This is a genomic window from Ensifer sp. 22521 (assembly GCF_052044795.1).
Taxonomy (GTDB): domain Bacteria; phylum Pseudomonadota; class Alphaproteobacteria; order Rhizobiales; family Rhizobiaceae; genus Ensifer.
The window spans coordinates 22,681-47,340 of the sequence record NZ_JBQENM010000033.1; the positions used below are offsets into that span (position 1 = coordinate 22,681).

At 60.0% G+C, this 24,660-nt stretch carries 25 protein-coding genes and 2 pseudogenes; 24 read left to right on the forward strand and 3 right to left on the reverse strand.

Annotated features, from left to right (window positions below; all coding sequences use genetic code 11):
• Window positions 1–120 precede the first annotated feature (120 nt).
• A complete protein-coding gene (locus ACTJKE_RS31830; RefSeq protein ID WP_440661618.1) occupies window positions 121–1,716 on the reverse strand; it encodes a winged helix-turn-helix domain-containing tetratricopeptide repeat protein in 1,596 nt (531 codons plus the stop codon).
• A gap of 230 nt (window positions 1,717–1,946) precedes the next feature.
• Here ACTJKE_RS31830 and ACTJKE_RS31835 point away from each other — a divergent pair, with 230 nt between their 5' ends.
• The 11 genes from ACTJKE_RS31835 to ACTJKE_RS31885 all read left to right on the forward strand — a co-directional run bounded on the left by ACTJKE_RS31835 (window position 1,947) and on the right by ACTJKE_RS31885 (window position 11,110).
• Window positions 1,947–2,699 carry an SDR family oxidoreductase gene (locus ACTJKE_RS31835; protein WP_058328414.1) on the forward strand — a complete coding sequence of 251 codons (753 nt, stop codon included), beginning with the start codon at window positions 1,947–1,949 and terminating at the stop codon, window positions 2,697–2,699.
• A 111-nt stretch (window positions 2,700–2,810) separates the two neighbouring features.
• The gene (locus tag ACTJKE_RS31840) at window positions 2,811–3,905 is read left to right on the forward strand and encodes an HlyD family secretion protein (protein WP_058328413.1); all 1,095 of its coding nucleotides are present in this window, start codon (window positions 2,811–2,813) and stop codon (window positions 3,903–3,905) included.
• Window positions 3,902–5,488 carry a DHA2 family efflux MFS transporter permease subunit gene (locus ACTJKE_RS31845; RefSeq protein ID WP_440639219.1) on the forward strand — a complete coding sequence of 529 codons (1,587 nt, stop codon included), beginning with the start codon at window positions 3,902–3,904 and terminating at the stop codon, window positions 5,486–5,488. The genes ACTJKE_RS31840 and ACTJKE_RS31845 overlap by 4 nt, the downstream gene beginning before the upstream one ends.
• A 155-nt stretch (window positions 5,489–5,643) precedes the next feature.
• On the forward strand, window positions 5,644–6,609 hold the full coding sequence (locus ACTJKE_RS31850) for an MBL fold metallo-hydrolase (RefSeq protein WP_058328412.1): 966 nt from the start codon (window positions 5,644–5,646) through the stop codon (window positions 6,607–6,609).
• Between the two features lie 303 nt (window positions 6,610–6,912).
• On the forward strand, window positions 6,913–7,278 hold the full coding sequence (locus ACTJKE_RS31855; RefSeq protein WP_058328411.1) for a response regulator transcription factor: 366 nt from the start codon (window positions 6,913–6,915) through the stop codon (window positions 7,276–7,278).
• A gap of 148 nt (window positions 7,279–7,426) precedes the next feature.
• Window positions 7,427–7,708: a hypothetical protein gene (locus ACTJKE_RS31860; RefSeq protein WP_058328410.1), complete on the forward strand. Its 282-nt coding sequence runs from the start codon at window positions 7,427–7,429 to the stop codon at window positions 7,706–7,708.
• Window positions 7,692–7,940: a hypothetical protein gene (locus ACTJKE_RS31865; RefSeq protein ID WP_058328409.1), complete on the forward strand. Its 249-nt coding sequence runs from the start codon at window positions 7,692–7,694 to the stop codon at window positions 7,938–7,940. The genes ACTJKE_RS31860 and ACTJKE_RS31865 overlap by 17 nt, the downstream gene beginning before the upstream one ends.
• A 146-nt stretch (window positions 7,941–8,086) precedes the next feature.
• Complete coding sequence (locus tag ACTJKE_RS31870; RefSeq protein ID WP_058328408.1) at window positions 8,087–8,497, forward strand: cupin domain-containing protein; 411 nt, start codon at window positions 8,087–8,089, stop codon at window positions 8,495–8,497.
• A gap of 55 nt (window positions 8,498–8,552) precedes the next feature.
• Window positions 8,553–9,311, forward strand: coding sequence for an SDR family oxidoreductase (locus ACTJKE_RS31875; RefSeq protein WP_058328407.1), 759 nt, complete (start codon window positions 8,553–8,555; stop codon window positions 9,309–9,311).
• Between the two features lie 65 nt (window positions 9,312–9,376).
• The gene (locus tag ACTJKE_RS31880) at window positions 9,377–9,532 is read left to right on the forward strand and encodes a hypothetical protein (RefSeq protein WP_156436926.1); all 156 of its coding nucleotides are present in this window, start codon (window positions 9,377–9,379) and stop codon (window positions 9,530–9,532) included.
• 384 nt (window positions 9,533–9,916) lie between these two features.
• Complete coding sequence (locus ACTJKE_RS31885) at window positions 9,917–11,110, forward strand: MFS transporter (RefSeq protein ID WP_440661628.1); 1,194 nt, start codon at window positions 9,917–9,919, stop codon at window positions 11,108–11,110.
• 10 nt (window positions 11,111–11,120) lie between these two features.
• Here ACTJKE_RS31885 and ACTJKE_RS31890 read toward each other — a convergent pair whose 3' ends face one another.
• Window positions 11,121–12,641: a PAS domain-containing protein gene (locus ACTJKE_RS31890; RefSeq protein WP_440661630.1), complete on the reverse strand. Its 1,521-nt coding sequence runs from the start codon at window positions 12,639–12,641 to the stop codon at window positions 11,121–11,123.
• Between the two features lie 264 nt (window positions 12,642–12,905).
• On the opposite strand from ACTJKE_RS31890, the gene ACTJKE_RS31895 reads away from it, so the two are divergent.
• From ACTJKE_RS31895 to ACTJKE_RS31915, 5 genes and pseudogenes are all read left to right on the forward strand, one after another.
• Complete coding sequence (locus ACTJKE_RS31895; RefSeq protein ID WP_058328403.1) at window positions 12,906–13,343, forward strand: carboxymuconolactone decarboxylase family protein; 438 nt, start codon at window positions 12,906–12,908, stop codon at window positions 13,341–13,343.
• The gene (locus tag ACTJKE_RS31900) at window positions 13,344–14,645 is read left to right on the forward strand and encodes an alpha/beta hydrolase (RefSeq protein ID WP_440661631.1); all 1,302 of its coding nucleotides are present in this window, start codon (window positions 13,344–13,346) and stop codon (window positions 14,643–14,645) included.
• Window positions 14,646–14,651: 6 nt separating this feature from the next.
• A pseudogene (locus tag ACTJKE_RS31905) lies at window positions 14,652–14,885 on the forward strand (OB-fold nucleic acid binding domain-containing protein); the annotation flags it as partial.
• A 43-nt stretch (window positions 14,886–14,928) separates the two neighbouring features.
• Window positions 14,929–15,566 (forward strand): annotated as a pseudogene (locus ACTJKE_RS31910) (formyltetrahydrofolate deformylase); the annotation flags it as partial.
• Window positions 15,567–15,578: 12 nt separating this feature from the next.
• A complete protein-coding gene (locus tag ACTJKE_RS31915; protein ID WP_440661647.1) occupies window positions 15,579–15,722 on the forward strand; it encodes a hypothetical protein in 144 nt (47 codons plus the stop codon).
• Between the two features lie 276 nt (window positions 15,723–15,998).
• Here ACTJKE_RS31915 and ACTJKE_RS31920 read toward each other — a convergent pair whose 3' ends face one another.
• Window positions 15,999–16,466, reverse strand: a complete 468-nt coding sequence (locus ACTJKE_RS31920) for an Lrp/AsnC family transcriptional regulator (RefSeq protein ID WP_058328401.1) — start codon at window positions 16,464–16,466, stop codon at window positions 15,999–16,001.
• Window positions 16,467–16,638: 172 nt separating this feature from the next.
• Here ACTJKE_RS31920 and ACTJKE_RS31925 point away from each other — a divergent pair, with 172 nt between their 5' ends.
• From ACTJKE_RS31925 to ACTJKE_RS31960, 8 genes are all read left to right on the forward strand, one after another.
• Window positions 16,639–17,703, forward strand: a complete 1,065-nt coding sequence (locus tag ACTJKE_RS31925; RefSeq protein ID WP_058328400.1) for a homoserine dehydrogenase — start codon at window positions 16,639–16,641, stop codon at window positions 17,701–17,703.
• The gene (locus tag ACTJKE_RS31930; protein ID WP_440661633.1) at window positions 17,700–19,109 is read left to right on the forward strand and encodes an aldehyde dehydrogenase family protein; all 1,410 of its coding nucleotides are present in this window, start codon (window positions 17,700–17,702) and stop codon (window positions 19,107–19,109) included. The genes ACTJKE_RS31925 and ACTJKE_RS31930 overlap by 4 nt, the downstream gene beginning before the upstream one ends.
• Before the next feature lie 128 nt (window positions 19,110–19,237).
• Window positions 19,238–20,017, forward strand: coding sequence for an ABC transporter ATP-binding protein (locus ACTJKE_RS31935; RefSeq protein ID WP_058328398.1), 780 nt, complete (start codon window positions 19,238–19,240; stop codon window positions 20,015–20,017).
• Between the two features lie 39 nt (window positions 20,018–20,056).
• A complete protein-coding gene (locus ACTJKE_RS31940) occupies window positions 20,057–20,827 on the forward strand; it encodes a transporter substrate-binding domain-containing protein (RefSeq protein ID WP_058328397.1) in 771 nt (256 codons plus the stop codon).
• 114 nt (window positions 20,828–20,941) lie between these two features.
• Window positions 20,942–21,664 (forward strand): ABC transporter permease, encoded by a 723-nt coding sequence (locus tag ACTJKE_RS31945; RefSeq protein WP_440661635.1) that lies wholly within the window; start codon window positions 20,942–20,944, stop codon window positions 21,662–21,664.
• Window positions 21,665–21,675: 11 nt separating this feature from the next.
• Window positions 21,676–22,365: an ABC transporter permease gene (locus ACTJKE_RS31950; RefSeq protein WP_058328396.1), complete on the forward strand. Its 690-nt coding sequence runs from the start codon at window positions 21,676–21,678 to the stop codon at window positions 22,363–22,365.
• A gap of 31 nt (window positions 22,366–22,396) precedes the next feature.
• The gene (gene dapA, locus ACTJKE_RS31955) at window positions 22,397–23,275 is read left to right on the forward strand and encodes a 4-hydroxy-tetrahydrodipicolinate synthase (RefSeq protein WP_058328395.1); all 879 of its coding nucleotides are present in this window, start codon (window positions 22,397–22,399) and stop codon (window positions 23,273–23,275) included.
• Between the two features lie 151 nt (window positions 23,276–23,426).
• A complete protein-coding gene (locus ACTJKE_RS31960; RefSeq protein ID WP_440661638.1) occupies window positions 23,427–24,647 on the forward strand; it encodes a trans-sulfuration enzyme family protein in 1,221 nt (406 codons plus the stop codon).
• Window positions 24,648–24,660 lie beyond the last annotated feature (13 nt).

The window sequence follows — 24,660 nt, forward strand, 5'->3', positions numbered from 1 at the left end:
AGCGGCAATGTCGGAGCCCGTCACATCCCGGCCGATTTGGAGGGCTTCACGGCGCAGTAGCGATGGCATTGCCTTGTCAGCCGCGGAACATCCCACGGGCTAAACGCAAGCGGGCCACCGTCACTCCGGCAGGCCTGCGAGACGCAATCCATCCGAAAACCGCTTGAAATCGTCTGGTCGGTGGATCGGAAGCCAATCTCTGAGATTTGAAACGCGCAGCGCCGGATCAAGCGCCCGCAGGCGCTGCATGTACCGACTTGCCTCGTCGGGACGGCCCGCAAGAGCATGGCTCGCCGAAGTAAGCGCGACCGCCACCAGCAGGCTCGGCAGGTTTGCAAGTGCCTTCTCGGCCCAGACTAACGCGTCGTCATAATTTCCGGAAAAGAAATGCGCAATTGCCGTGCCGGTCTGCATTCTGAACATCTCCGGATCGAGCGGGCTCAGGCGAACGGCATGGGCGAGATCCTTGATCGCGCTCTCCGTCTCACCACGGAAGACCCGCAGCACGCCGCCCAGAAACCACGCGAGCGCGAAGTTCGGATTGAGCAACCGAGCCCTGTCGATCAGCGCAATGCCGGCATCGAGGTCGTCGGCGAGATGACCGAGTGCGTGGCCGCCTCTCGTCAGCGCCACGGCGTCGTCCCGGCCAAGCTCAACCGCAAGCCGCGCCAGTCGTGCGCCTTCAGCGATCTCTGCTGTGCGGTCGACCATCCATCCGTTGAGCTTTCGCCAGAAGAAGCACCAGGCGGCGCCGGCATAGGCGGAAGCAAACTCATCATCAAGGGCGATGGCCTTGTAGAAGAGCGGCAGCGCCGCCTCGAGCGCCTCCTGGGTCCCGCTGTGCAGTTTCGCCATGCCGCGAAGATAGTAGTCGTAGGCATCAAGGCTTTCGGTGGGCTTGCGCTTGGCGCGCTCGATCTCGATCCGTTCAAGCTGCGGCGAGATCGCGCCGACGACGCTTTCGGCTATGTTATCCTGCAGCTCGAAAATGTCGTCGAATGTACCTTCGAAACGCTCCGCCCAGAGATGTGCTCCGGTCGTGGCGTCGACGAGCTGGCCGGTGATGCGTACTTTTTTTCCGGATTTCCGCACGCTTCCTTCCAGAACATAGCGCACGCCAAGTTCGCGCCCCACTTCGGTCGCTTCCACGGCGCGGTCCTTGTAGGTGAAGCTTGAATTGCGCGCGATGACGAAGAGCCAGCGGAACCGTGACAGTGCGGTGATGATGTCCTCCACCACGCCGTCCGTAAAATATTCCTGCTCCGGATCGCCGCTCAGGTTCTGGAAGGGCAAGACGGTTATGGAGGGCTTGTCGGGCAGGGGGAGCGCAGGCGGCGCCGTGCTTGCCTCGCTTGGACTGCCGACGGCGGCACCCAGCCCTTCGGCAAGATCCCCGTTACCAACATTTAAGGGGCTGACCGCGCCAATGAAGCGGAAGCCCTTACGGGCGATGGTTCGGAGCAGGTGCTGTTCTTCGCCGCTGTCGCCGATTGCCTTGCGAACGGCGTTGATGTGGCTGGTGATCGTCGATTCCGACACGATCCTGCCGCCCCAGACAGCCTGCAGCAGATCATCCTTGCCGACGACCCTGTCGCGATTCTCGATGAGATGCAGCAACAGATCGAAGACTTGCGGCCCGACGGCGACGATCTGCCCGCGCAGGGTCAATTCCCGGCGCTCCGGATCGAGCAGATAGTCTGCGAACTTGAACTGCACCTCAGCCCTCCTTGCCGGATTTTCCCTGGCCAGCGATTGCTATCCACCGATAACTACCACGTCCTCGCGTGCTTAGAGCATCCCGCCAAGATCACACAGTCGCTTGGACGGACAATCAAGCTATCCTCAAGGGTAATTCAAGACAGGCCCAAGGACTTCCTTAGAGCATACGGGCACTCTCAGCGCAGATCGGCGGCAATGGTGCAGTCGAGAAAAAGCAGAGTGAACCCATGAAGATCGTCGTCATCGGAGGCACCGGCCTTATCGGATCGAAACTTGTGAAGAGCCTGCGCGAGCACGGCCACGATGTGCTTGCTGCCGCGCCGAATACTGGCGTCAACACGATCACGCGTGAAGGCCTGGCCGCGGCGATGGATCGGACCGACGTCGTCGTCGACGTCGCCAACGCCCCGGTTTGGGACGACAAGGCTGTTCTCGAATTCTTCGAGACGTCGGGGCGTAACCTACTGGCAGCGGAAGCTGCCGCCGGCGTGCGCCATCACATCGCGCTGTCGATCGTCGGCAGCGAACGGTTGCCCGACAACGGCTACTTTCGGGCAAAGGTCGCGCAGGAAAACCTCATCAAGGCATCCGGTATTCCTTATACCATCCTGCGGGCCACGCAGTTTTTTGAGTTCGTCGGCGGTATTGCGCAATCGGCAACAGTCGACGGAGAGGTTCGCCTATCGCCCGCGCTGTTCCAACCTATCGCTTCCGACGACGTCGTGGCGGCGCTTGCCGATGTCGCGCTCGCAGAGCCGCTCAACAGAACGATCGAAGTCGCCGGACCGGAGGCCATACCGCTCGACGAGGTGGTCAGGCATTTCCTGCGGGCGACAAAGGACGATCGAAAGGTCGTCCCGGACGTTCATGCACGGTATTTCGGCGCACTGCTCGACGACCAATCGTTAACCCCCGGCAAGAACCCGCGGCTCGGCGCAATTCGGTTCGATGATTGGGTCGGTCAGCAAGTCGGGTACTGAAGTCGCAAGGACCGGCAAGGGGGCCGCGCTCGTGCTTCGACGCGCGGCTCCGACATCCCCTTTGCCGCGAGGTCGCTTCGCAGCCAACGAAACCCAACAGGGACTGAGACAATGGATACGCTCGAGGACAAGATTACCACCGCCACAGGAAGCGCCTCCGTCGGCGTCACCCCGAAGCGATCCAGCAAGAGGAAGAAGCTTGGTGTGTTGCTGTGTCTCGGCGCTGTGGTGGCCATCGGGGGCGGCTGGGCCTGGGCCCGTCCGGGAGGTGAGGCGTCGACGGACAACGCCTATGTCCGCGGCGATGTGACGTCGCTTGCGCCGAAGGTTGCAGGTTATGTCGTGGCCGTCGAAGTCCGCGACAACCAGAGAGTTCGGGCGGGAGATGTGCTTTTCCGGATCGACGACCGGGACTACCGGGCACGCCTGGCGCAAGCTCAGGCCAACGTCGAAGCTGCAAAGGCCCGGCTCGTCCATGTCGATGCGGAGACTGAGCTTCAGCACGCCCTTATTCGTCAGGCCGAAGCCCAGAAGCGTTCGGCCGTCGCCGAGATGAATCTGGCCGCCAAGGCGTATGAACGCCGGCGCGAATTGATCCGCAGCAACACCATCAGCCAGGCGCATGTCGATGAAAGCGATGCGGCCCGATCGAGAACAGAAGCAAGCGTATCTGCGGCCTCTGCGACGATCGAGGCGCAGAAGCAACGCATCGCCGTCCTCGCGGCGCAGCGTGAAGCCGCCGTCGCCGCCGTGGCGCAGGTAGAGGCCGCACGCGATCTCGCTCAGATCGATCTGGAGAGCACAACCGTCCGCTGCCCGGTCGATGGCGTTATCGGCAACCGTCAGGTTCGCGTCGGCCGGTTCGTCGCGCCGGGCACCTCCCTGCTCGATATCGTTCCGGTCGACGATGTGTGGGTTGTTGCCAATTTCAAGGAAACGCAACTTGAGCACATCCAGTCGGGCCAGCGCGTCCGTATCACTATCGACGGATATCCGGACCAGGTCCTTGAAGGCACGGTTGACAGCTTCGCTCCGGGCAGCGGCTCGGCCTTCAGCCTGCTCCCGTCAGACAACGCAACCGGAAATTTCGTTCGTGTCGTCCAGCGCGTGCCGGTCAAGATCCGATTTGCGCGCAACCCGTTGACTGGGCGCCTCGTGCCCGGCCTGTCCGCAAGGGTGGACGTTTATCTCGGGACCGGGTCATGACCTCGCACGTAGCCACTACCAGAAGCCGCGACACGTCTGCGTCAGCCGCGCTGCTTGTCATCGGTATCGTGCTGACGGCACTGACGGAGGCGATTGCCAGCACCGTTCTTTCGCTCGGACGCGGCGATATCATTGGCGACATTTATGCCACGCCGGACGAGTTCGCCTGGCTTGACGTCGATTACACCGCCTTCAAGCTCATCGGCTTTATGGTCGCTGCTTCGATGCTGGGCCGTATCCGACCGCTCACTCTCGTTATCGTCTCGACGCTCATCATGGGACTTGCGTCCGGCATCGCGTCCGTGACGACATCGCTGGATCTTTTGATTGCCCTCAGGGTCATGCAAGGTCTCGCCGGCGGCACCCTCCTCGTCGCAGGGCAGACCATCATCTTCTTCGCCTTTCCGAGCGCGCATCAGCCAATCCTCCAGGCGCTGTTTGCGATGGGTGCCGTTGTCGCTCCCGCGACGATCGCTCCGGCGCTGCAGGGGTGGCTGCTGGACAACCAGTCCTGGACCTGGATCTTCTACTGCAATGTCATCCTGTCCTTGGCCGCCGCCGGGCTTCTGTTGATGGCCGATGATCCGGCGCCCACCACAGTGCGGCCACGTCCGTTTGATTGGATCGGATTGATACTTATCTCGGTCGTGCTTTTCTGCTCCACCTATGTCCTCAGCCAGGGAAGTCGCTGGGACTGGTTCGAAGAACCGCGCATCCTTTGGCTGTCCGTGGTGGGCGTGGCCTCACTGCTCATGTTTTTGGGGCAGCAGGCGCTCCGCAAGGGCAATGGCCTCCTCGATTTTACCCTGTTCAGGTCGGAAGACTTCGCCTTCGCCTTTATCGTCAGTTTCGTCGCCGGTGCCGCACTGTTCGGGAGCGCATTCCTGATCCCGTCCTTTGCCGTATCCGTTCTGGCGTTCACGCCAACCGAAGCGGGCCTACTTCTCCTGCCGAGCGGCGCGCTCTTTGTCGGGGCGCTGCTCTTTGCCGCATTTCTCATGCAGGTCCGTCGTATTGCTCCATTCGCAACCGTGCCCTTCGGTATCCTGCTGATCATGATTGCAATGTGGATGCTGTCCGGGTCGACCAGTGAAAGCGGTGCGGACGACATGATGGCCGCGATCCTTTTGCGTGGCCTTGGCCTTGGCTTCCTGTTTCTGTCGATCACGCTGATCGCTTTTAGCAATCTCAGTGGGCGAAACCTCGCGTCCGGGATCGGGCTTTTCAACACCGGGCGCCAGCTCGGGGGCCTTATTGGCGTCGCGGGGCTTCAGACCCTTATCGACCATAACATTGCCGCCAATGTTGCGGTCCTCGGCTCCAGCATCAATGCCGGAGGTCAGGCCGTCATTGAACGCCTGACCAGCACCACTGCCATGCTCGCTGCGAGGGGGATGGATGCCGTTCCCGCCAGCCGAGCCGCGATCGCACTTCTCGGCCGCGCCGTTACCGGTCAGTCTGTCGTGATCGCCTTCGACACCGCATTCAACGCCGTGGCACTTCTGTTTGTCGTCGCGGCGCCCCTGCTCGTGGCAATCAAGGTCGGATTTGCCCGTCGAGCGAAGGCGCGCCACACGCAGTAGCGCCAGGATGCGTGGCATCCGAGTCAGGCGACGGTCGTCGACCGCACAGACTGCCCTAAACCCAGGTATAGCTCGACCCTCAACACCTCTCCAACTTAGACTCCACCCCATGCCCCGTGAGCGACACGTCTCGATCAGGCAAACAGGAGGGTATCATGGCGCAGGTAGAAGCAAGATCCCATACGATTGATCAGCAAGATACAAACACAACCTTGGACCCCTCACGCCGTGGTCGGTCGGTGCCTGAAGAACTGGTTCCATCGCGTTACGCGGTGCGGGTCGGTGACATCGAGGTGCTGGTGGTCAGCGATGGGGTGCTGCCACTGCCAACCACGATGTTGGGACACAATGCCGACCCGGCCGATCGGGCAGCTTGGCTCGACGGCATGTTCTTGCCACCGGATACTTTCGACTGGTCTCTGAACGTGATCGTGGTACGAAGCGGCGCCCAAACCATACTCATCGACGCCGGGCTTGGCCTGGATCCGGACTTGAACCTGCCGCGGGCGGGTCAACTGATCAGGCGGCTGGAGGCCGCGGGCATCGACCTCGGATCGGTGACCGACGTGGTTCTCACCCACATGCATATGGACCATATTGGCGGACTGCTCGTTGATGGCGTGAAGGAACAACTGCGTCCGGACTTGCGGATCCACGTGGCAGCCGCCGAGATCAAATTCTGGGAATCGCCGGATTTCTCGCACGCAGTCATGCCGCAGGGGTTCCCGGATGCTCTACGGGCGACTGCCAATCGGTTCGCGAACGAGTACCGCAATCATCTGTGGCCGTTCGAGGAGGAGTGCGAGGTAGCACCGGGTGTGGTCGCCCAGCGCACCGGCGGCCATACGCCTGGACACTGCGTGGTCCGTGTGGCCTCAGGCGGCGACCGGCTGATGTTTGCCGGCGACGCCTTGTTCGCGGTCGCTTTCGACCATCCCGACTGGTACAACGGTTTTGAGCACGACCCCGAGGAGGCGGCTCGCGTTCGGGTGCGTCTCTTGACGGAACTGGCGGAGACAGGATCGTCGCTGGTGGCCACTCACCTGCCGTTCCCGTCCGTAGGGCATGTAGCAGTCGACGGCGACCGCTTCCGGTGGGTCCCGGTCTTCTGGGATTACTGACGGGTTTAGCTGAGCGATGGCCTCACAAGAACCATCGGTTCGTCTTGTCCTCCGCGCGCCAAGCTTCCCTGAGAGCCAGAGCACGGCTGATGGCGCCGCACTATACGGCAACGAGGGCGGTCTCGCCCTCGTACTCCCCCGAAAGCACTGAAGGCGATGCAAACGTTGGTATGTCTTTTGGGCGAATACAATCGTGATACGCTGGCGAATGTAACCAGAATACGCTGCTCATTTTCTGTATGCCTGCTTGAAGGTGCTAGACGAACCACGACACGGCCCCTTTTTCAGAAAAGATTGCCACGGATGTCCGGATCTCGAGCGAAGATTGTCGCGATAATCGATGACGATCGCAACCTGCGGTTGGCTCTGCAGGATCTTTTGGAAACCGTAGGCATAATCGGCGAAGTATATAAGTCCGCCGAAGACTTCATTTCCCGGGAAGGATTCAGAACGGCCGATTGTATCCTGACCGACCTGCGTATGCCTGGTATGTCCGGATTAGAGCTCCTTCGGATGCTCAGGACGCAAGGGCACAAACAGCCCGTATTGATCATGACATCCTATGCAGACGCCGACGCCGAGGCGTCAGCGTTGAAGGGCGGGGCATCGGAGTTTCTGAGTAAGCCGTTAAACAGCGACAGGCTGATAAGATCCATCCGACAGTTATAGCGGGGGAAGAGCGGACAGCGAGAGACTCTGCGCGCCAGGATGATCTGGCAGCAATCCTGCTTGTATCCGAAGATCGCGGCGCTCGCGCCCATGCGCTTCGTCTTCGCTCGGACGAAAGAGCTCGTACGGTTTCGCCAGGAGACCGGAAATGGACCAGCAAACCCAAGTGCTTCCTGTGCTCGTTTGTGTTCTTGGCCTCGCTGGAAATGTTGTCTGGCACCTGCAGGGCAGGGTGCGTCCAACGGCGCGGTTGGTCGTGCAGATCGCGTTCTTTGCGGCAATGACCGCAGCCGAAATTGTCGGCGAAGGCCGGTCGCTTGCCAACCTGATGATCATCAAGAATGGCGTAGTCGCGATAAAGAGTGGCGAGAAGGAGATCGCACGCCTGGCGGCGAACATGCCTGCTCGCCGGCATGAAAGAGAAGCATGACCTCCATGCTGTCACCCGCCTCGCCGTCTATGAGGTCGGTCAGGCAGCGTTCGCACCACTTTTGCTCAAGCGCCCGGAAATTGCGGAGGATCTGGCGGCCGATCTGGCACAACGGGAGGCGCTCGGAGCCAACTCGGAATTGCCTGCGAACCAGCGTGAGCGGCGCAGACTGGATCTGCTTCACGCAATCCGATCCATCTTTCGAAGCCAACGAGAGAGCGCGAAAAGCTGAAGCGGTTACGCGGCGTTCTCGAGCTAAGGCACGACCTCTCCAGAGTTAACATCGCCGCTGCGGCAAACCTACGTATATCTGTTTCTTCCCAGAAGCCGGCCATACGATCCCACACGTTGCCAATAACGTGAATGGAGGAGAAATCCATGCGAAGATTAGCGAGTGGTTTGCTGGTTGCGACGCTGATCACCGGACCGGTAGCGGCCTCCGACGAGCCCTATAATGCCAAGGTCACAGTGGTGTTCGACCACGCGCTTCCGAATGTACCCGGCAAGAGTATGCGCGGCGTTCTGGTCGAATACGGCCCCGGCGGGCACAACCCGTCACACACGCACCCCAAGAGCGCTTTTATCTACGCGACGGTGATCGAAGGCAGCATCAAGAGTCAGATCAACGACGGTCCTGTGAAAGTCTACAAGACGGGTGAGAACTGGGCCGAAGTTCCGGGTGATCATCACCGCGTAAGCGCGAACGCCAGCGACAGCGAGCGGGCGAAGATTCTGGCCGTTTTTGTCCTCGATACCACCGAAACGGAGATGGTGTTGCCCGCGAACTAGAGCCCTTCGAAACCAGTTGCGATGACCTATCGCCGAGCTTGCAAGGAGCAGAACCATGAAAATCGTCATTATCGGCGGCACCGGCCGCATCGGGTCAAAGGTTGCAGAGCACCTTAGAAACAAGGGCCACGACGTTGTGCGATCAGCGCCGTCCACGGGCGTCGATACCCTCACAGGCGAAGGATTGGCCAATGTGCTAGCCGGCGCCCAGGTGGTGCTCGACGTCAGCAATTCACCCTCCTTCGAACCAAGCGCCGTTCTTTCGTTCTTCGAACGGTCGACCTCCAACCTGCTCAAGGCGGAACTGGCGGCCGGTGTCGGCCATCACGTTGCGCTCTCCATCGTCGGTATCGAACGGTCGCCCGACAACGGCTATTTCCCCGCGAAAGTCGCGCAGGAAAACCTGATCAAAAAGGGCGGTGTCCCGTACACCATTGTAAGGTCGACGCAATTCCTGGAGTTCCTTGGCGGCATTGCCGACGAGGCAACGGTCGACGGGACCGTCCGTGTCTCATTGGGCGCGTTCCAGCCCATCGCTGCAGACGACGTCGCGGGCTTTGTCGCCGAAGCGGCGATCGGAAAACCGGAGAACCAAACGATCGAAATCGCAGGTCCGGAAAAGAAGCCCATGAGCGATTTCATTTCCGAGTATCTCGCAGCTGTCGGCGATGGCCGCAAGGTTGTTGCCGACCCTGATGCCAAGTATTTCGGCTCGCGCGTCGACGATCAGTCGCTGGTTCCCCTCGGGCCGGCCAAGATCGGCAAACTGGACTTCAGGACCTGGAATGCTCAACATCCTCAGGCTGCCGCCTGAGGCCTATCAAGCGGAGGCCGATGCGCGGATACAATGCGTGTCGGCCACCAAGGAACTGGTCGATCTTGCCGCAGGATCCGTCGAGAGAGTTTCGCTCGCTCTGGAACGAGCTCGAGGCGAAAGCGACCGCCGAACCCCGTTTCACCAACGCGATCGACTTTTGCAGCCTCTGCTGCACAGCTTCTTCACAGGTGGCGAAAATTGGCATGCTGGCGCAGTGACGTCGTCCGACGTGGAATGCCGCATGCGCCCAATCGGGCTGCATCCGAGACCCTGGGTAAACTCGGCAGAAGGCTCATGATGGTCGCAATCGAGCAGGGCATTCTTTCTCGAGGATTTACTACCGAAGGTAAGGAGTAAAACCAAGGTTTTTCATCCAAATCCGCCTCGATCATGGTAGTTGTGGGAGCTAGCGACCGGATCGAAGCTGTGATTGCATGGGACTTATCAAGACAAATGTAGTCAGCAGAGTCTAGCTCGTGCAAAAATTGAAGCTCGACAAGAACTGAATCGGTATTTGAATCGCGTCGGCAAATCGCCGACGCTCATGGCCTGGAATGCCAAGGTGATTATCGACAAACCAGAACCGGCCGGGAGACCGAGCCATGGCCAATCTTTCAATTGACCCGATCGCGTCTCGCGATCCGATTTCACTTCGGGTTGGTGCAACAGCCTGCCAGGTGATCGGTGGCCTCGTTCCGCAAATGTCGCCCTTTGTGGTCGCGGGACTGATTGACGGTCTTGCGCTGTCCGAGCGCGACGCCGGCATCGTGGCCTCTGTCGAACTTCTGGCGCTGGCCGCCACCGCGATCTTGATTGCGCCCGTCCTACCGCGGGTATCCTATCGGCGCGCCGGCATGTTTGCGCTGGCATTGACCTTGGCGGCCCAAGCGGCCTCGATTACCGCCGATGGGTGGGCTTCGCTTATTTTGCTACGGGGCCTCGCGGGCATTGGCGAGGGAGCGCTCTATGCCATGTCGCTCAGCATCGTCGCCTCCCATTGCCGCAATCCGGAACGGATCTTCGGTTCGTTCCAGCTCGTCTGGGCAATCGGCAGCGTGGCGCTGTTCAGTATAGGCGGTGAAGTGACCGCGACATATGCCCATAGAGGGATTTTCGCTCTCATCGCGGCCATGACACTGGCAATTTCACCGCTTCTGCTTCTCATCCCGGATCTTAGAGCTCTGAAGCATGCCGAGACCCGGGCGATGCCGTCCGTCCCGCTGCTCGGAAGCCTGCTGTTTGTCGCAATCGTTCTTTACGTGGCGGTCTCTGCCGGTCTCTTTGCGTTCAGTGGACCAATGGGCGAGCGTATCGGTCTGGACACGGCCGCGGTCGGGTACATCCTCACGGTGTCGACCGTCGTCGGTCTTGCCGGGGCGGGCGCGGCCACCGCACTTAATGTTCGCTGGGGGCGGGCGATCCCGATCTCAGCATTCTGCCTTGGCTACATGCTCGTCGCATTCGTCCTTTGCCTTTGGAAAGACCCGGTGGCGTACAGTGTGGCGGTCATTGTCTCCGCCGTCCTGTACTATTTTTCGCTACCGTATCTGTTCGGTCTGGCTGCAGCGTTGGACCACAGCGGGCGTTGGGCGGCAGTCGCCGGGTCGGCGTACCTGCTCGGATTTGCAGCAGGGCCGATTTTTGCAGGGGCAGTTGTTGCCGCTTCGGGATACGCAAGCCTCGCAGTGGTGTGCGTTGCCATGACGGTGGCCGCATGGATTCTCGCCATGTTCGTCGTCGGTCGAGCATTTGCGGCACGAGGCTTGGTTGGCCGGCTTCCCAGTTCGCCGACATAGGCCCCAAAAGCTATTCGGCCCCTGCGACGGGCAGAGTGAACGCCACTGTCGCGCCGAAAACCTCGTTGTTGGCGACCCAGAGACACCCGCCGTGGGATTCAACGATCGATCGACAGATAGGAAGCCCCATTCCCATGCCGTTGTTCTTGGTCGTAAAGAACGGTTCGAACACGCGCTCCGGATCCTTAAAACCGCTTCCGGCGTCCTCAACCGAAATGCGGATCGTGTCAGGGCGCTCATGGCTGGACATGATCTTCAACGAACGCAGAGGGTTCGTGCTGTCCATGGCCTGGATGCCGTTGCGGATGAGGTTCACCATAACCTGTTGAACCTGCACCCGATCGAGCGATACCTTCGGAAGATGCTGGGCGAGGTCCATGTCGATACGGGTCGTCGTTGCAGCTATCTCGTCTGACATGAGGTCGAGCACCTCATGAACAAGGCGGTTTATATCTTCGAGCGTCCGCGCCTGCGGCTGGTGTTTGAAGAGTGCGCGGATTCGGCTGATGACCTCGGCTGCCGCCGCAACATCCTGGGTAATGCGCTTTGCCGCGAGCTTTCCTCGCTCGACGTTTGGAGGATCGGCCGAAAGCCAGCGAAGGCATGCGTCGGTATCCGTGGCGATTGCCGCCAGCGGCTGGCTGACTTCGTGTGCGATCGAGGCGGAAAGTTGCGACAGATTGGCCGCCTGGGTTGCCCGCGCGAGTTTCTCGGCTGAACGGCGCAACGCGGCCGTTGTTTGCACCTGATCTTCTATATCGTGGCAAAGGCCGAACCACTGGACGATGTTGCCGTCCTGATCCCGCAAGGGCTCCGCGCGCCCGGACATCCAGCGATAGACGCCGTCCGCGCGAAGCAACCGATATCTCATCGAAAATCTTTCTCCGGTCGCTAGGCAGCGGGTCAGCTCGGCATAAACGGCGTCAGCATCATCCGGATGGAAGATCGTGTCCATTACGGATGCAACGTCACTCACATTTGACAGGTCAAGGCCCAGATAGTCTGCCATGCGTCTGTTGACGAGCGTCGTGGTCCCGTCGGGTGTCAAGCGCCATAGATTGCTCGGAACCATGTCGACCAGCAGGGATAGCTCGACCGAACGAGCGCGCAGGCTCTCTTCAGCCTTCTTTTGGTGTTCGATGTCGATGGTCTGACCGTGCCAGGCTGTGACGTGGCCGCCTGTGTCTTTTGAGGGCCTCCCCGAAGCACGAAACCAGCGAAACTCGCCGTCCACGCCACGTAGGCGGTGCGCGCTGTCGAATGGTTTGCCTGTCTCCATGCTCTGCCGCCAGATCGTAGCTACATATCGCTGATCATCTTTGTGGACACGTTCAAGCCATGCGCCGTGATCATGCAGGCCACCCCCGAAGTAGGCGTCCATGCTCCGGTTGCGATAGATGAACCGGCCTGCCGGATCCATCGACCACACGTGGCCAGGTATATTCTCGAGAAGACCAAGCGCGAACTCCGCGGAATTACGGGTGTTTTCGCAAGAGGGGGCGTCTTTCGTCAGTCCATCGTCGTTGGACATCTGTCGCTCCGCTGAAGTCAACAAATAGAACGTCACGCCGAAGCTCGGCGGCGGACCGACAGCCTTGGTGAATGAATGGCTGCATTATATCCCGAAGGACTTCGTTTTCAATCTGGCCCCTGTGGACTGGGCGCGGACCTTTTGTCGGCCGGCGCATAAACGGATGTATATCTGCCGGATTGGATGCACTTCCGGCACAATAGTGGCGACCACCTCGAAGGCGAAGGTGTCCGTCGACAGCATTCGGCAGAAGGATGGAGCACCATGACCCAACGGTTCAATTACTCCCAGCTTTCGCCCGGTATGGTCAAAGCCATGATGGCGCTCGGCAACGAGATCAAGAAGGGCTCGATCGAGGAGACCCTGATCCTCGTCGACATGCGGGCATTTGCCAAGGAAGCGATCATCCACGGCGAGCGGCCCCTGCGGCTCTTCCATATCGCGGCCTGGCGTGAGTCCACGTTGTTCTCGCCGCGTGGGCGGGCCGCGCTTGCCCGGACGGAAGCGCTAACGAAGCTGCCGGACGGCGGTGTTCCCGACGAAATCTATGAAAGGGTGAGGAATGAACTGTCCGAGAAAGAGATTTCCGATCTCACGTTCCGGATCATAGCTGTCTATGCCTGGAACCGCATGAGTATTGCGGCCCGCGCCGTTCCTGGTTCCGCCGACAAGGCTTACGGACTGGACAAGGCCGGTCTCTAGATGAATTTTTGTCGGGCAATGGCAGGGTTCCTCATGCTTGTCTGCCTTGTCGGCTGTGCCACGCAGCGTGCCGAGGTTGCAACGCTTCCCGTCACCGCATCACCGGCGCTGCAAAGCACGCAGGCCGTTCGATCCCAACGAAGCTCCGGGACCTCCAACCTCCTCTACATTACGGACCGAGCACCCGTGATCGCTTCCGGCAACACGTTGTCGTACGGTGCCGAGCGAGCCATATTCTTGAGCTTCGGATCGGTGTCGATCACCTCAAAACGTAACTCTCCTACCAGCAAAAGTGAGCTGCGTGTCGGCGCAGTTTCCGAGACCGGACGGTTTCCGGCAACACCTTACGGCGTCGTGGCGACGGCTAACGGGCTACGCCGAACACCGGAGGCAGTCGCGGCCCATGAACAGGCTGTCGCATCGCTGCAGGCCGAAGTCGCTCGGCGTCTCGCAACAGCCAGACGTAAGGAAGTCGTCGTCTTTATTCACGGATACAACAACAGCTTCGACGACGCCGTGCTCGCCACCGGCGAGATTTGCAGATCGCTGCAAAACCAATTTGTCTGCATTGTTCTGACATGGCCTGCCGGGGGCTCCGGCGGCTCGTTCTTTGGCTACAACATTGACCGCGAGTCGAGCGAGTTTGCTGTTGCGGACTTCAAGAAAGCCGTTCGCATCATCGCCGAGACGAAGGGTGTCGAGCGGCTTCACCTCTTGGCGCATAGCCGCGGAACCGATGTGCTCGCGAGTGTGATCCAGCAACTCGCCATTGAAGCCTATGTCAGCGGGTCCTCGCTTTGGCAGCGCTACAAGATCGTGAACGCGGTGTTTTTCGCTCCCGATATTGACCTCGATGTGGCTTCTTCCAAGTTGTTCGCCTGGGTATCAGACCCAGACCTGGCCTTCGGCAGCAAATCAAGTGCAGGTATGTTGCCGTCTCAGGGCGCTATGCATCTCACGGTTTATTCGTCTCAGAGGGACGAAGCGCTGAGGGCGTCAACGCTTCTCTTCGGCAGCGCCTTGCGGCTGGGGCAGCTCTCTATCGGCAGGCTCCCCAAGGACAGGAGCGAGGCGGCGTCCAAATGGGCAGGGTCTCATATGGGAGGGTTGGTCGATTTCATCGAGTTTTCCGGTCGCGGTGGCTTCATCGGCCATAGCTACTTCTTGTCGGATGCAACCGTTAAGGCAGATTTGGTTGCGATCATTCGCGACAGAGCGAAAGCCGGCGATCCCCGACGCCAACTCGTCGAAATCAAGCGCCCTTTCTGGCTAATATCGGATGTCCAGCGGACCTCGCGCTGATTGTACCAAGGCTTCGGAAGCTACGGTTTGCCTCAAAGCCATGCGGCCTCCTTCGCACTGATTGCATACGCCTCTTCCTGGCTGAAATGTTGGCATCCGGATGTCTCGTGCGCGGCTCTCCTCAACGCCCAGCCGATGGGCTTCCACGCCCCGGCTCAGATCGTGCGAGACGCGCGCGACCATGGCGTCGAAGTCCGGCCGGTCTGTTTAAACGCCGGCTGCTGGGATTGCACGCTCGAGGCCGGCAGCCATTGCCACCTATCTCTCGCAGAATGGTTGCAACATTTCCGACAGCGCCCAGTTCGATGACGCTGACACCGACCGCTACTTCATGCGCGTCAGCTTCCAGCCGGAAGAGGGGCGCACCCTTGAGCAGCTTCGTGAAGGCTTCAAGCCGATCGCGGAGAAATACGAGGCGAACGCCGAGTTCTTCGATGAGAAGAAGAAGAAGAAGGTCATCCTGATGGTGAGCCGCTTTGGCCACTGCCTGAACGATCTTCTCTATCGCTGGCGGATCGGCGCGCTGCCGATCGACATCGTCGGGGTCATCTCGAACCACGTGGACTATCAACGGGTCGTCGTGAACCACGATATCCCGTTCCACTGCATCAAGGTCACCAAGGAGAACAAGCCGGAGGCCGAGGCAACTCAGATGCAGATAGTGGAGGATTCCGGTGCGGAGCTCATCGTGCTGGCGCGTTACATGCAGGTTCTGTCCGACGAAATGTGCCGCAAGATGTCCGGCCGTATCATCAACATCCATCACTCCTTCCTGCCAAGCTTTAAGGGCGCCAATCCCTACAAGCAGGCCTACGAGCGGGGTGTGAAGCTAACGGCGCGACGTCGCACTACGTCACGGCGGATCTGGACGAGGGGCCGATCATCGAACAGGACATCGTTCGGGTCACCCATGCGCAGAGCGGCGAGGATTACGTGAGTCTCGGGCGCGACGTCGAAAGCCAGGTGCTCGCGCGTGCGATCCACGCCCACATCCACGGACGTGTGTTCATCGACGGCAACAAGACCGTGGTGTTTCCTGCATCTCCGGGCTCCTACGCGTCAGAGCGCATGGGCTGAGGGCGGCGTGACGCGGCATCGACACCGGGCCGGCAGGAGGCCGGCCGAAGTGTTGCATACTGCCGGAAGCTGCCCCTGCCGATTGGCATGATGCATTTCACTTAAGATGTGAGCGACGTCCGCCTGAGCAGAACGGAGCCGTACTTTACGAGCGTCATGGACGGCTTGTTGCGCGTATGTTCACTTTTTGGGCCAATAAGATCGCATAATGTATCGACTGGAAGGTGCCGCGAGTCGCGATTCTGCGGTCTCCTTGTAGCCGCGGGAGCGCTTGGACTAGCTTGCGACCGGCACGAACATCCCGAGCTTGATATCTTTTAGCACGACATTGGTGTGAATGCGCTTGATTTGCGGGTTTTCTGACATCAAGTTGGCCGTGATCTCGTCATATTGGCCGACGTCCCGAGCCGTGATGATCGCGATCAAGTCCACTGCACCGGTCACATAGTAGACCTGTTGAATATGTTCCTGTTTGGCAAGCCAGACGCGAAACTTCGACAGGGCGTCGTAGTTCTCGCGTTCGATCTCCATTCCGGCGATGAAAGTCATGGGGTTGCCGGCGACTTTGCGGTCGATGATGGCAATCTCGGCGGTAATGATGTTTAAGTCCCGCATCCGTTTCAGGCGACGTTGCACGGCTGATGCGGACAAACCCACCAAGTCGCCGATGGCCTCCGCCTTCATCTGGCAGTCAACCTGAATGATGCTCAAAATCCTGCGGTCGAAATCGTCAATCGGTTCCATTCTCTCATCCTAGGCAGTCCTTGGCCGCCTCTGCACTATCACGCTTTTTGCCACATTTGCGCAGTTGTCGCGTAGACTTGTCAAAGCGGCCAGATCTTTGGCCATTTCGGAACCTTCCTGCTGCGTTTGGCGGCCGGCATGCTCTTCTCATCGCCCAGGATGAGGAACCGACATGGTACAGTACAACATAGCTCTTATCGGATTCGGTGGAGTCAACCGCGCTCTCGCGCAGCTCGTGGCCGAGCGAAACGACCTCTGGCAATCGGAACTCGGCTTCCGGCTCAACATTGTCGCAGTGACCGATCTCAACCTTGGCTCCGTCGTCTCGCGAAACGGCATTGATGCACGAATGCTCGTCGAGACCAATTTCGAGAAAGGCGGCTTCGCCAGGCTTTCCGGTGGGTCTGCGGAAGCTGACAACGAAAAGGTCATCCGGCAGGCGCCTGCTGACATTGTTGTCGAGGCCACATTCACGAACCCGCATAACGGAGAACCGGCCGTTTCCCATTGCCGCTGGGCGCTCGAGAGTAGCAAGCATGTTGTAACCACCAATAAGGGTCCGGTGGCGCTGGCAGCCGCCGACCTCAAGGCGCTGGCTGGTCGTAACCATGCTCATTTCGAGTATGAAGGTGCCGTCATGAGCGGAACACCCGTCATACGTTTGGCGAAGAACGCACTTGCTGGCGCTGGCCTCAGTGGATTTGAAGGCATTCTCAACGGCACCTCAAACTTCGTCCTCGGTCGCATGGAGGCTGGGCTCGGCTTTTCCCAGGCGGTTAAAGAGGCGCAGGCGCTTGGTTACGCCGAGGCCGATCCGACCGCTGATGTTGAAGGTCACGACGTGCGGCTGAAGGTGGTCATCCTGGCGAATGAACTGCTGGGCGCGGTGCTCAAACCGGCGGACGTCTCTTGTGAAGGAATTTCGGCGCTCACCACCATGGACGTCGAGACAGCCGCCAAAGAGGGATACCGCTGGAAGCTGATCGGTTCGGCAGCGCGTCTCGAGAACGGTAGCATCGAGGCATCTGTCGTGCCGCGCCGTCTGCCGCTCGAGCACCCGCTCGCGGGAGTGAGTGGCGCTATAAACGCGGTATCCTTCACCACTGAGATGCTCGGTTCAGTGACGGTAACGGGTCCGGGAGCTGGCCGGGTCGAGACCGCTTATGCTCTTCTCTCCGATATCATTGCTATCCACCGCTCAGCGTCGGCTGGTTCGATCAAGGAGGCCGCGGAATGACAAACGTCAAGCTTCAAGTTGCCCCGACTACGGAAGTGATCGACGTTTTCAATCCTTATGACGGCATGGTTGTCGGAAGCGTAAGAGCCAGCACGTCCGATGACGTTGGCACCCTTCTTGAGCGTGCCAAGCGGGGGGCGGCGGTGTCGCGAGCGCTCCCTAGGCATCGCCGGGCCGCCATTCTGGAAGGAGCAGCGCGGCTCGTCTTGGAGCGCCTCGAGGATTTCGCTCGCACGATCGTCTGCGAAGCGGGCAAAACGATCACGCAGGCCCGCAAGGAAGCATCGCGTTGCGTGAACACGTTGAAGCTCTCTGCGGAGGAAGCCAAGCGCAACGCCGGCGAGATTATTCCTTTCGACGCCTACGCGGGCTCGGAGGCGCGCCAAGGGTGGTTCACACGCGAACCGCTTGGGATCATTGCTGCCATCACCCCTTACAATGATCCGTTGAACCTGGTTGCGCACAAGCTTGGCCCGGCAATCGCGGGCGGCAATTCGGTCTTTTTGAAGCCGTCGGAGCTCGCGCCGCTTTCCGCTCTCAAGCTGGTTGGGACGTTGATTGAAGCGGGCCTGCCGGAAGAAATCGTCACTGTCGCTGTCGGCGGCGCGGATCTCGGGCGCGCCATTGTCTCAGCCCGCGATATCCGCATGGTGTCGTTCACCGGTGGTTTTGCGACCGGCATGGCAATCACGCGGACGGCCGGTCTGAAGAAGCTCGCCATGGACCTTGGCGGCAATGCTCCGGTAATCGTCATGGCGGACAGCGACATTCAAAAGGCGGTGGATGGCTGCATCTCGGGCGCCTATTGGGCGGCCGGCCAGAACTGCATCGGCACGCAACGCATTCTCGTTCAAGCCGCCTGCTACGAAAAGTTCCGCCAGGCATTTGTCGTTGGCACCAGCAGCCTTCGTGCCGGAGACCCGCGCCTTGAAGGTACAGATGTCGGCCCCATGATTTCCGCCGCTGCGGCCGAACGCACCGAAAAGGCCGTGGAAAGAGCTCTATCTGCTGGCGCAAAGCTACTCTGCGGCCATCGCCGCGAAGGCGCCATCTATCACCCAACCGTGCTTGAAGGCGTCCCGCGCGACAATTGTCTCTGGAAGGAGGAGGTTTTCGCACCAGTTGCGATCCTCGAGCGCTTTCAGACGCTTGCGGACGCGATCCGACTGGCGAACGAACCGGACTACAGCCTGCATGCCGGCGTCTTCACCAACAACCTCGCCGTTGCGCTGGAGGCTGCAGCCGGCATCGAGGCCGGTGGAGTCATGATCAACGATTCCTCCGATTATCGGTTTGACGCCATGCCGTTCGGAGGTTTCAAGCACGGCAGCATGGGACGCGAAGGCGTGCGCTTTGCCTACGAGGACATGACCCAACCCAAAGTGATCTGCATCAACGGGCAGTGACGCGGAAAAGCCGCGATTCATTGAGGGTTTTCGCGGAAAACAGTCGAGGTACATTACGATTGCGCGGCAAAGCCGCGCAAGCGATTGCTAAATTGCGACAAAATAAGCCACGAAAAAGTGGGGAACCAATGACAACAAGCATTTCAGGCGCACTGCGCGTCGACGACGTACACAAGAGTTACGGCACCCACGAAGTGTTGAAAGGCGTATCACTTGCCGCGGGCAAGGGGGATGTCATCTCGCTGATCGGGTCGTCAGGATCCGGCAAGAGCACTTTCCTTCGCTGCATCAACTTTCTCGAGCTCCCGGACAGCGGCCGTTTCGTCATCAACGGTGAGGAAGTTCTAATGAAGGCTGGACCGGCCGGTCGCGTACATCCTGCCAACTGGCGACAAATAGAGCGCATCCGGACCGGTCTAGGCATGGTTTTCCAGAGCTTCAATCTTTGGGCACACATGACTGTCCTTGAGAATGTCATCGAAGCGCCAGTCCACGTGCTCGGGATGAGCCGCAGGCAGGCGACCGAGAAAGCTGAAGCGCTGCTGCATAAAGTTGGGCTCTACGAAAAACGCCACGTCTACCCCGCCTTCATGTCAGGTGGCCAGCAGCAGCGCGCATCAATAGCGCGGGCACTTTGCGTGGATCCGTCGGTGATGCTGTTTGACGAACCGACCTCGGCTCTTGATCCCGAACTGGTTGGGGAAGTGCTCAAGGTCATCCGAGATCTCGCGGAAGAGGGCCGCACGATGCTGCTCGTAACGCATGAGATGAAGTTCGCCCGCGACGTCTCAAGCCACGTGATGTTCCTGCATCAAGGCCGCGTCGAGGAAGAGGGCAAACCGGAGCAAATCTTTGGCGCTCCCATCAGCGCCCGGTGTCGCGAATTCACGAGCTCGTCACGCCATTGAGTGTGGGCGTGCACCAATCAAAAACGAAAGGGAACTGACATGAAGACCGCAATTTACCTGATTGCCGGAGCAGCTCTTCTCGCCTCGGGTGCCGGCGCGAGTGCGGAAGTGCGCTTTGGCATCATGAACGAAGCCTACCCGCCGTTCTTTACCAAGGACGCGTCGGGCAAATGGATCGGCTGGGAAATCGATCTGATGGATGCGATCTGTGCCGAAATGAAGGAAAGCTGCTCGGTCGTTGACATGTCTTGGGATGGGCTTATTCCCGGTCTTCAGTCAAAGAAATTCGACGTCATCTGGTCTTCCATGTCGATCACGGATGAACGCAAGAAAACAATCGCCTTCACCAATAAGTACTACAACACACCAAGCAAACTGATCGGTGCACAAGACGGCATAAGCGGTACCACCGCCAATGACGTCGCCGGCAAAACGATTGCCATCCAGGTATCCACGGTCCAGACCGAATACTACAAGAAGCACTTTGCGAGCGTGGCCGACGAGAAGACTTATGCCACGCTGGATGAGGCTTTCCAGGACCTGTCAGTCGGCCGCGTGGACTACGTGTTCGGCGACTCGATCCCGCTGATGACATTCCTGGGATCGGATTTTGGCAAGGATTGTTGCGAGGACAAGGGTAATGTCCAGGATGACCCGGATGTTCTGGGGCAGGGGATCGGCGGCGGATTGCGCAAAGAAGATGTCGAGCTGCTCGCCAGGTTGAACGCCGCCATCGCAGCCATTCGAGCTAACGGAAAATACGCAGAGATTTCCAAGAAGTATTTCAACTTCGATCCCTACGGCGAATAGCCGACGTAGCGGACGTCAAGGCGACCCGCTCTATCTCCGCCGATTGCACCCTCTCAACGACAAAGCGTTCGAGCCGTAATGATCCTGCTCGCACGCCGCGGAGCTGTTGTACTCATGCAGACAAGCTTATCCATTTTCGAACTGCTTTCGCCCAACCCACCAGGATGGGGCGGGGTACTGCTTTCGGGCGCGGCCTCGACCGTTATGATTTCGCTCGGAGCGTACCTGGTCGGCATATTGATCGGGCTCGCGGCTGCGGCCGGCAAACTCAAGGGCAGCCGTGCCGTCGCCACGTTGCTTGATCTTTATACGACGGCCGTGCGCGCTATCCCGGAACTGATCCTGATCATTGGCCTCTATTATGCCGGGACGGATGGCATCAACAGGCTGCTTTCCGCACTCGGCTTCCCGCCAATCGAGATCAACGGCTTCCTCGCCGCCGTTGTTGTGCTCGGGGTCGTGCAGGGCGCCTACATGACCGAGGTGCTGCGCGGTGCAATCCTTGCCATTCCCGCGGGCCAGGTCGAAGCCGCCAGCGCCTTCGGCATGCGACCCTGGCTGCGCTTCCGCCGAATTGTTCTGCCGGCGCTAATGCCGAATGCGATACCCGGCATGGCCAATCTCTGGATGTCGGTGACCAAGGACAGTGCGTTGATCGCCGTTGTCGGCTACCAGGAACTGGCGCTTGCGACACGTCTCGCCGCTGGAAACACCAAACATTATTTCCTGTTCTTCCTTGCCGCTGCCGCAATCTATCTGGCGATCACGGTCGCCTCCAATGTCGTGTTCGCTAGCCTGGAGACCCATTTCCGGCGCGGGCAGGCAAGAGCAGCCTGAGGAGACGCACAATGGATTTCTCGTGGGTCTCCAATTACTGGCCGCTCATCGCCGCAGGTGCGTTGCAGACGATACTTCTGCTCTTCATTTCGGTCACTTTCGGCTTCGTTCTGGCGATCGGCCTTGCGCTTGCGCAGGTGAGCGGTCTCCGTTGGCTGCGATGGTGCGCAAAAGCCTACTGCACGTGCTTGCGTGGTACGCCCCTGCTCATCCAATTGTGGCTGCTCTACTATGGCGTCGGGTCTTTGCTGCCTATGATCCCCGGGCTGCGCTCAAGCTTCCTTTGGCCGATCGTGCGCGAGGGCTTCTTCTTCGCGGCCGTCAGCTTCACGCTGAATTACGCGGCCTACGAGGCGGAGGTACTGCGCGGTGCGCTGCTCGCCGTTCCGAAGGGCGAGCTGGAAGCCGGGCGCGCCTTCGGCATGACGCGATGGACGCTTTTGCGGCGCATATGGCTGCCGCGGGCGATCCGTATCGCGCTGCCGACAATCACCGGCGAGGTTGTGCTCCAGCTGAAGGCGACGCCACTCGCCTTCACCGTCACCGTGATGGATCTCTATGCCGTCGCCTACAAGATCAGGCAGGACACGCTGCTCGTCTACGAGCCTTTGGTCGTCGTCACCGTCTTTTATGTCTGCCTCACCCTCATCATCACGCGCGCCTTCCGCATCGTCGAGATGCAGGTGCCGATACGGCGCTGACGTCGCCGGTCGAAGTTAAACGGAGATCGCGATGTTTAAAGGATCGATCACGGCGCTTGTCACGCCGTTTCAAGACGGGAAGGTTGATGAAGAGGCCTTCCGATCGCTCGTCGAGTGGCAGATTGCCGAAGGCACCCACGGTCTCGTCCCCTGCGGAACGACCGGAGAGAGCCCGACCCTTTCGCACGCCGAGCACAAGCGCCTGGTTGAACTGACTGTCGAGATCGCAAGGGGACGGATTCCGGTGATCGCGGGCGCCGGATCCAACAGCACTGAGGAAGCGATCGATTTTTCAAGGCACGCGCAGGCGGCAGGCGCCGATGCGCTGCTTATCGTCGCGCCCTACTATAACAAGCCGACGCAGGAAGGGCTTTATCAGCACTTCCGCGCCATCGATGCCGCGGTCTCCATCCCGATGATCGTTTACAACATACCACCGCGCAGCGTCATCGACGTCGCCGTGGACACCCTTGCCCGTCTGGCACGGGATTGCCGCAACGTGATCGGCGTCAAGGATGCTACCGCCAATTTGCTGCGTCCGTCTCTGGAACGGATGGCCTGCGGTCGCGATTTCAATTTGTTGTCCGGCGAGGACGGCACTGCCATTGGCTACATGGCGCATGGTGGCCATGGTTGCATATCCGTGACCGCTAACGTCGCACCGCGACTTTGTGCGGAGTTCCAGTCCGCATGCCTTGCGGGTGATTTCCGTCGCGCGCTCGAAATTCAGGATCGCCTGATGCCGCTGCACCGCGCGCTTTTCCTGGAAACCAACCCGGCGGGACCAAAATACGCCCTCTGGCGTCAGGGTCGCCTGCCCCGGGAGGTACGCATGCCCCTCGTGACGGTGACCCCCGCTGTGGAGGCGGAAATCGATCATGCCCTGCGGCACGCCGGTCTTTTGGTCTGATCCGCCGATCTCGCGACTAGACCGTTTTACGCAGCACCGGGATGCGCGGCGAAACGACGCCACCTTCCCTAGTCAGGGACTGAGTGCCCAGGAGGATACTGAGATGGCAACGAGACACCCAGCCTGTTTGGAGCGCGAGCCAGACGCGAAGATGCGCATGCCCGGCGCAACGATGGGTCTCAGTCGCGAAACCCTCGCTCTGAGCGGCGGGCTCGTCATCGATCCCTCGACGAAGGCGATCGCCCCGAACCTCTCCATGTCCGTCAACAATGTGTTGGTACCGGGCGACGGCGCTTTTTCCGCCGACGGCATCGACGATCTGACGGCTCTGCCGTTCCTCTATGCGCGTTGGACCAATCCGACAGTGCGGCAACTGGAGCAGCGCCTCGCCGCACTTGAAGCTGCCGACGATGCAATGGCCACGGCTACGGGCGTTGCTGCAATCGGTGCTACGTTCCTCACCTTCTTGAAGAAGGGCGACCACCTGATTGTTAGCGACGTTTGCTATGCCGGTGCCAACGAACTCGCCCGGCGCATATTGCCCGACTATGGGATTGAGGTGACGCCGGTGAACATGTCGCGCCCGGAGGACGTTGCCGCCGCCCTCCAGCCCAATACCAGGCTCGTCCATTGCGAAAGTCCGTGCAATCCGATCCTACGCCTGACCGATCTTGCCGTCATCGCCGGCCTTGCGCGAAAGCACGGTGCTCTGATGTCGGTCGATTCAACGCTGGCCACTCCCGTGGCCACGCAGCCGCTGGCACTCGGAGCTGATCTCGTCATCCATTCCCTGACAAAGTTTATCAACGGGCACGGTGATGCGTTGGGCGGGGTCGTTTGCGGACGCAAGGACTTGGTGGAGAGAATTCGCTCACGCGCCGGCGTATATCTCGGCGCATCGATGCCGGCCATGAATGCCTGGCTCATCATGCGTGGCATCGACACGCTGTTTCCCCGCATGCGAGCGATCTCAGACTCCGCGGCGAAGATCGCGACGTTCCTGCAAGGCCATCCGGCTGTGGCGGCTGTGGCCTATCCCGGCCTGACCTCCCACCCGCAACATGACTTGGCAAAGCGCCAGATGGATCTGTTCGGTGGTGTAGTGACCTTCCAGGTGAAAGATCCCGCGACGATGGCCCAGAAACTCGCGGAGCGTCTCAAGGTTGCCCATTATGCCTTCTCGCTCGGCCATCAGCGCTCGATCGTAGTGTTGCTCGACACGCAGGAGATGATGAAGTCGACCTACGGGCTCACAGGGGAGCAGCTTGCTGATTACCGGCGCTTTGCAGGGGATGGAGTGTTCCGGCTATCGGTCGGTCTGGAAGCGACCGACGATCTTATTGCCGACCTCGACCAAGCTATTACCGCCTGACCCGGACTGCGGA

Excerpts from the sequence above, each read along its gene's own strand:
- ACTJKE_RS31945 (WP_440661635.1), top strand. The coding sequence starts at position 20,942 with ATGCAGACAAGCTTATCCATTTTCGAACTGCTTTCGCCCAACCCACCA.
- ACTJKE_RS31890 (WP_440661630.1), bottom strand. The coding sequence starts at position 12,641 with ATGTCCAACGACGATGGACTGACGAAAGACGCCCCCTCTTGCGAAAAC.
- ACTJKE_RS31840 (WP_058328413.1), top strand. The coding sequence starts at position 2,811 with ATGGATACGCTCGAGGACAAGATTACCACCGCCACAGGAAGCGCCTCC.
- ACTJKE_RS31940 (WP_058328397.1), top strand. The coding sequence starts at position 20,057 with ATGAAGACCGCAATTTACCTGATTGCCGGAGCAGCTCTTCTCGCCTCG.
- ACTJKE_RS31835 (WP_058328414.1), top strand. The coding sequence starts at position 1,947 with ATGAAGATCGTCGTCATCGGAGGCACCGGCCTTATCGGATCGAAACTT.
- ACTJKE_RS31870 (WP_058328408.1), top strand. The coding sequence starts at position 8,087 with ATGCGAAGATTAGCGAGTGGTTTGCTGGTTGCGACGCTGATCACCGGA.
- ACTJKE_RS31930 (WP_440661633.1), top strand. The coding sequence starts at position 17,700 with ATGACAAACGTCAAGCTTCAAGTTGCCCCGACTACGGAAGTGATCGAC.
- ACTJKE_RS31935 (WP_058328398.1), top strand. The coding sequence starts at position 19,238 with ATGACAACAAGCATTTCAGGCGCACTGCGCGTCGACGACGTACACAAG.
- ACTJKE_RS31845 (WP_440639219.1), top strand. The coding sequence starts at position 3,902 with ATGACCTCGCACGTAGCCACTACCAGAAGCCGCGACACGTCTGCGTCA.
- ACTJKE_RS31850 (WP_058328412.1), top strand. The coding sequence starts at position 5,644 with ATGGCGCAGGTAGAAGCAAGATCCCATACGATTGATCAGCAAGATACA.
- ACTJKE_RS31950 (WP_058328396.1), top strand. The coding sequence starts at position 21,676 with ATGGATTTCTCGTGGGTCTCCAATTACTGGCCGCTCATCGCCGCAGGT.
- ACTJKE_RS31875 (WP_058328407.1), top strand. The coding sequence starts at position 8,553 with ATGAAAATCGTCATTATCGGCGGCACCGGCCGCATCGGGTCAAAGGTT.
- ACTJKE_RS31865 (WP_058328409.1), top strand. The coding sequence starts at position 7,692 with ATGAAAGAGAAGCATGACCTCCATGCTGTCACCCGCCTCGCCGTCTAT.
- ACTJKE_RS31925 (WP_058328400.1), top strand. The coding sequence starts at position 16,639 with ATGGTACAGTACAACATAGCTCTTATCGGATTCGGTGGAGTCAACCGC.
- dapA (WP_058328395.1), top strand. The coding sequence starts at position 22,397 with ATGTTTAAAGGATCGATCACGGCGCTTGTCACGCCGTTTCAAGACGGG.
- ACTJKE_RS31920 (WP_058328401.1), bottom strand. The coding sequence starts at position 16,466 with ATGGAACCGATTGACGATTTCGACCGCAGGATTTTGAGCATCATTCAG.
- ACTJKE_RS31855 (WP_058328411.1), top strand. The coding sequence starts at position 6,913 with ATGTCCGGATCTCGAGCGAAGATTGTCGCGATAATCGATGACGATCGC.
- ACTJKE_RS31860 (WP_058328410.1), top strand. The coding sequence starts at position 7,427 with ATGGACCAGCAAACCCAAGTGCTTCCTGTGCTCGTTTGTGTTCTTGGC.
- ACTJKE_RS31960 (WP_440661638.1), top strand. The coding sequence starts at position 23,427 with ATGCGCATGCCCGGCGCAACGATGGGTCTCAGTCGCGAAACCCTCGCT.
- ACTJKE_RS31900 (WP_440661631.1), top strand. The coding sequence starts at position 13,344 with ATGAATTTTTGTCGGGCAATGGCAGGGTTCCTCATGCTTGTCTGCCTT.
- ACTJKE_RS31885 (WP_440661628.1), top strand. The coding sequence starts at position 9,917 with ATGGCCAATCTTTCAATTGACCCGATCGCGTCTCGCGATCCGATTTCA.
- ACTJKE_RS31895 (WP_058328403.1), top strand. The coding sequence starts at position 12,906 with ATGACCCAACGGTTCAATTACTCCCAGCTTTCGCCCGGTATGGTCAAA.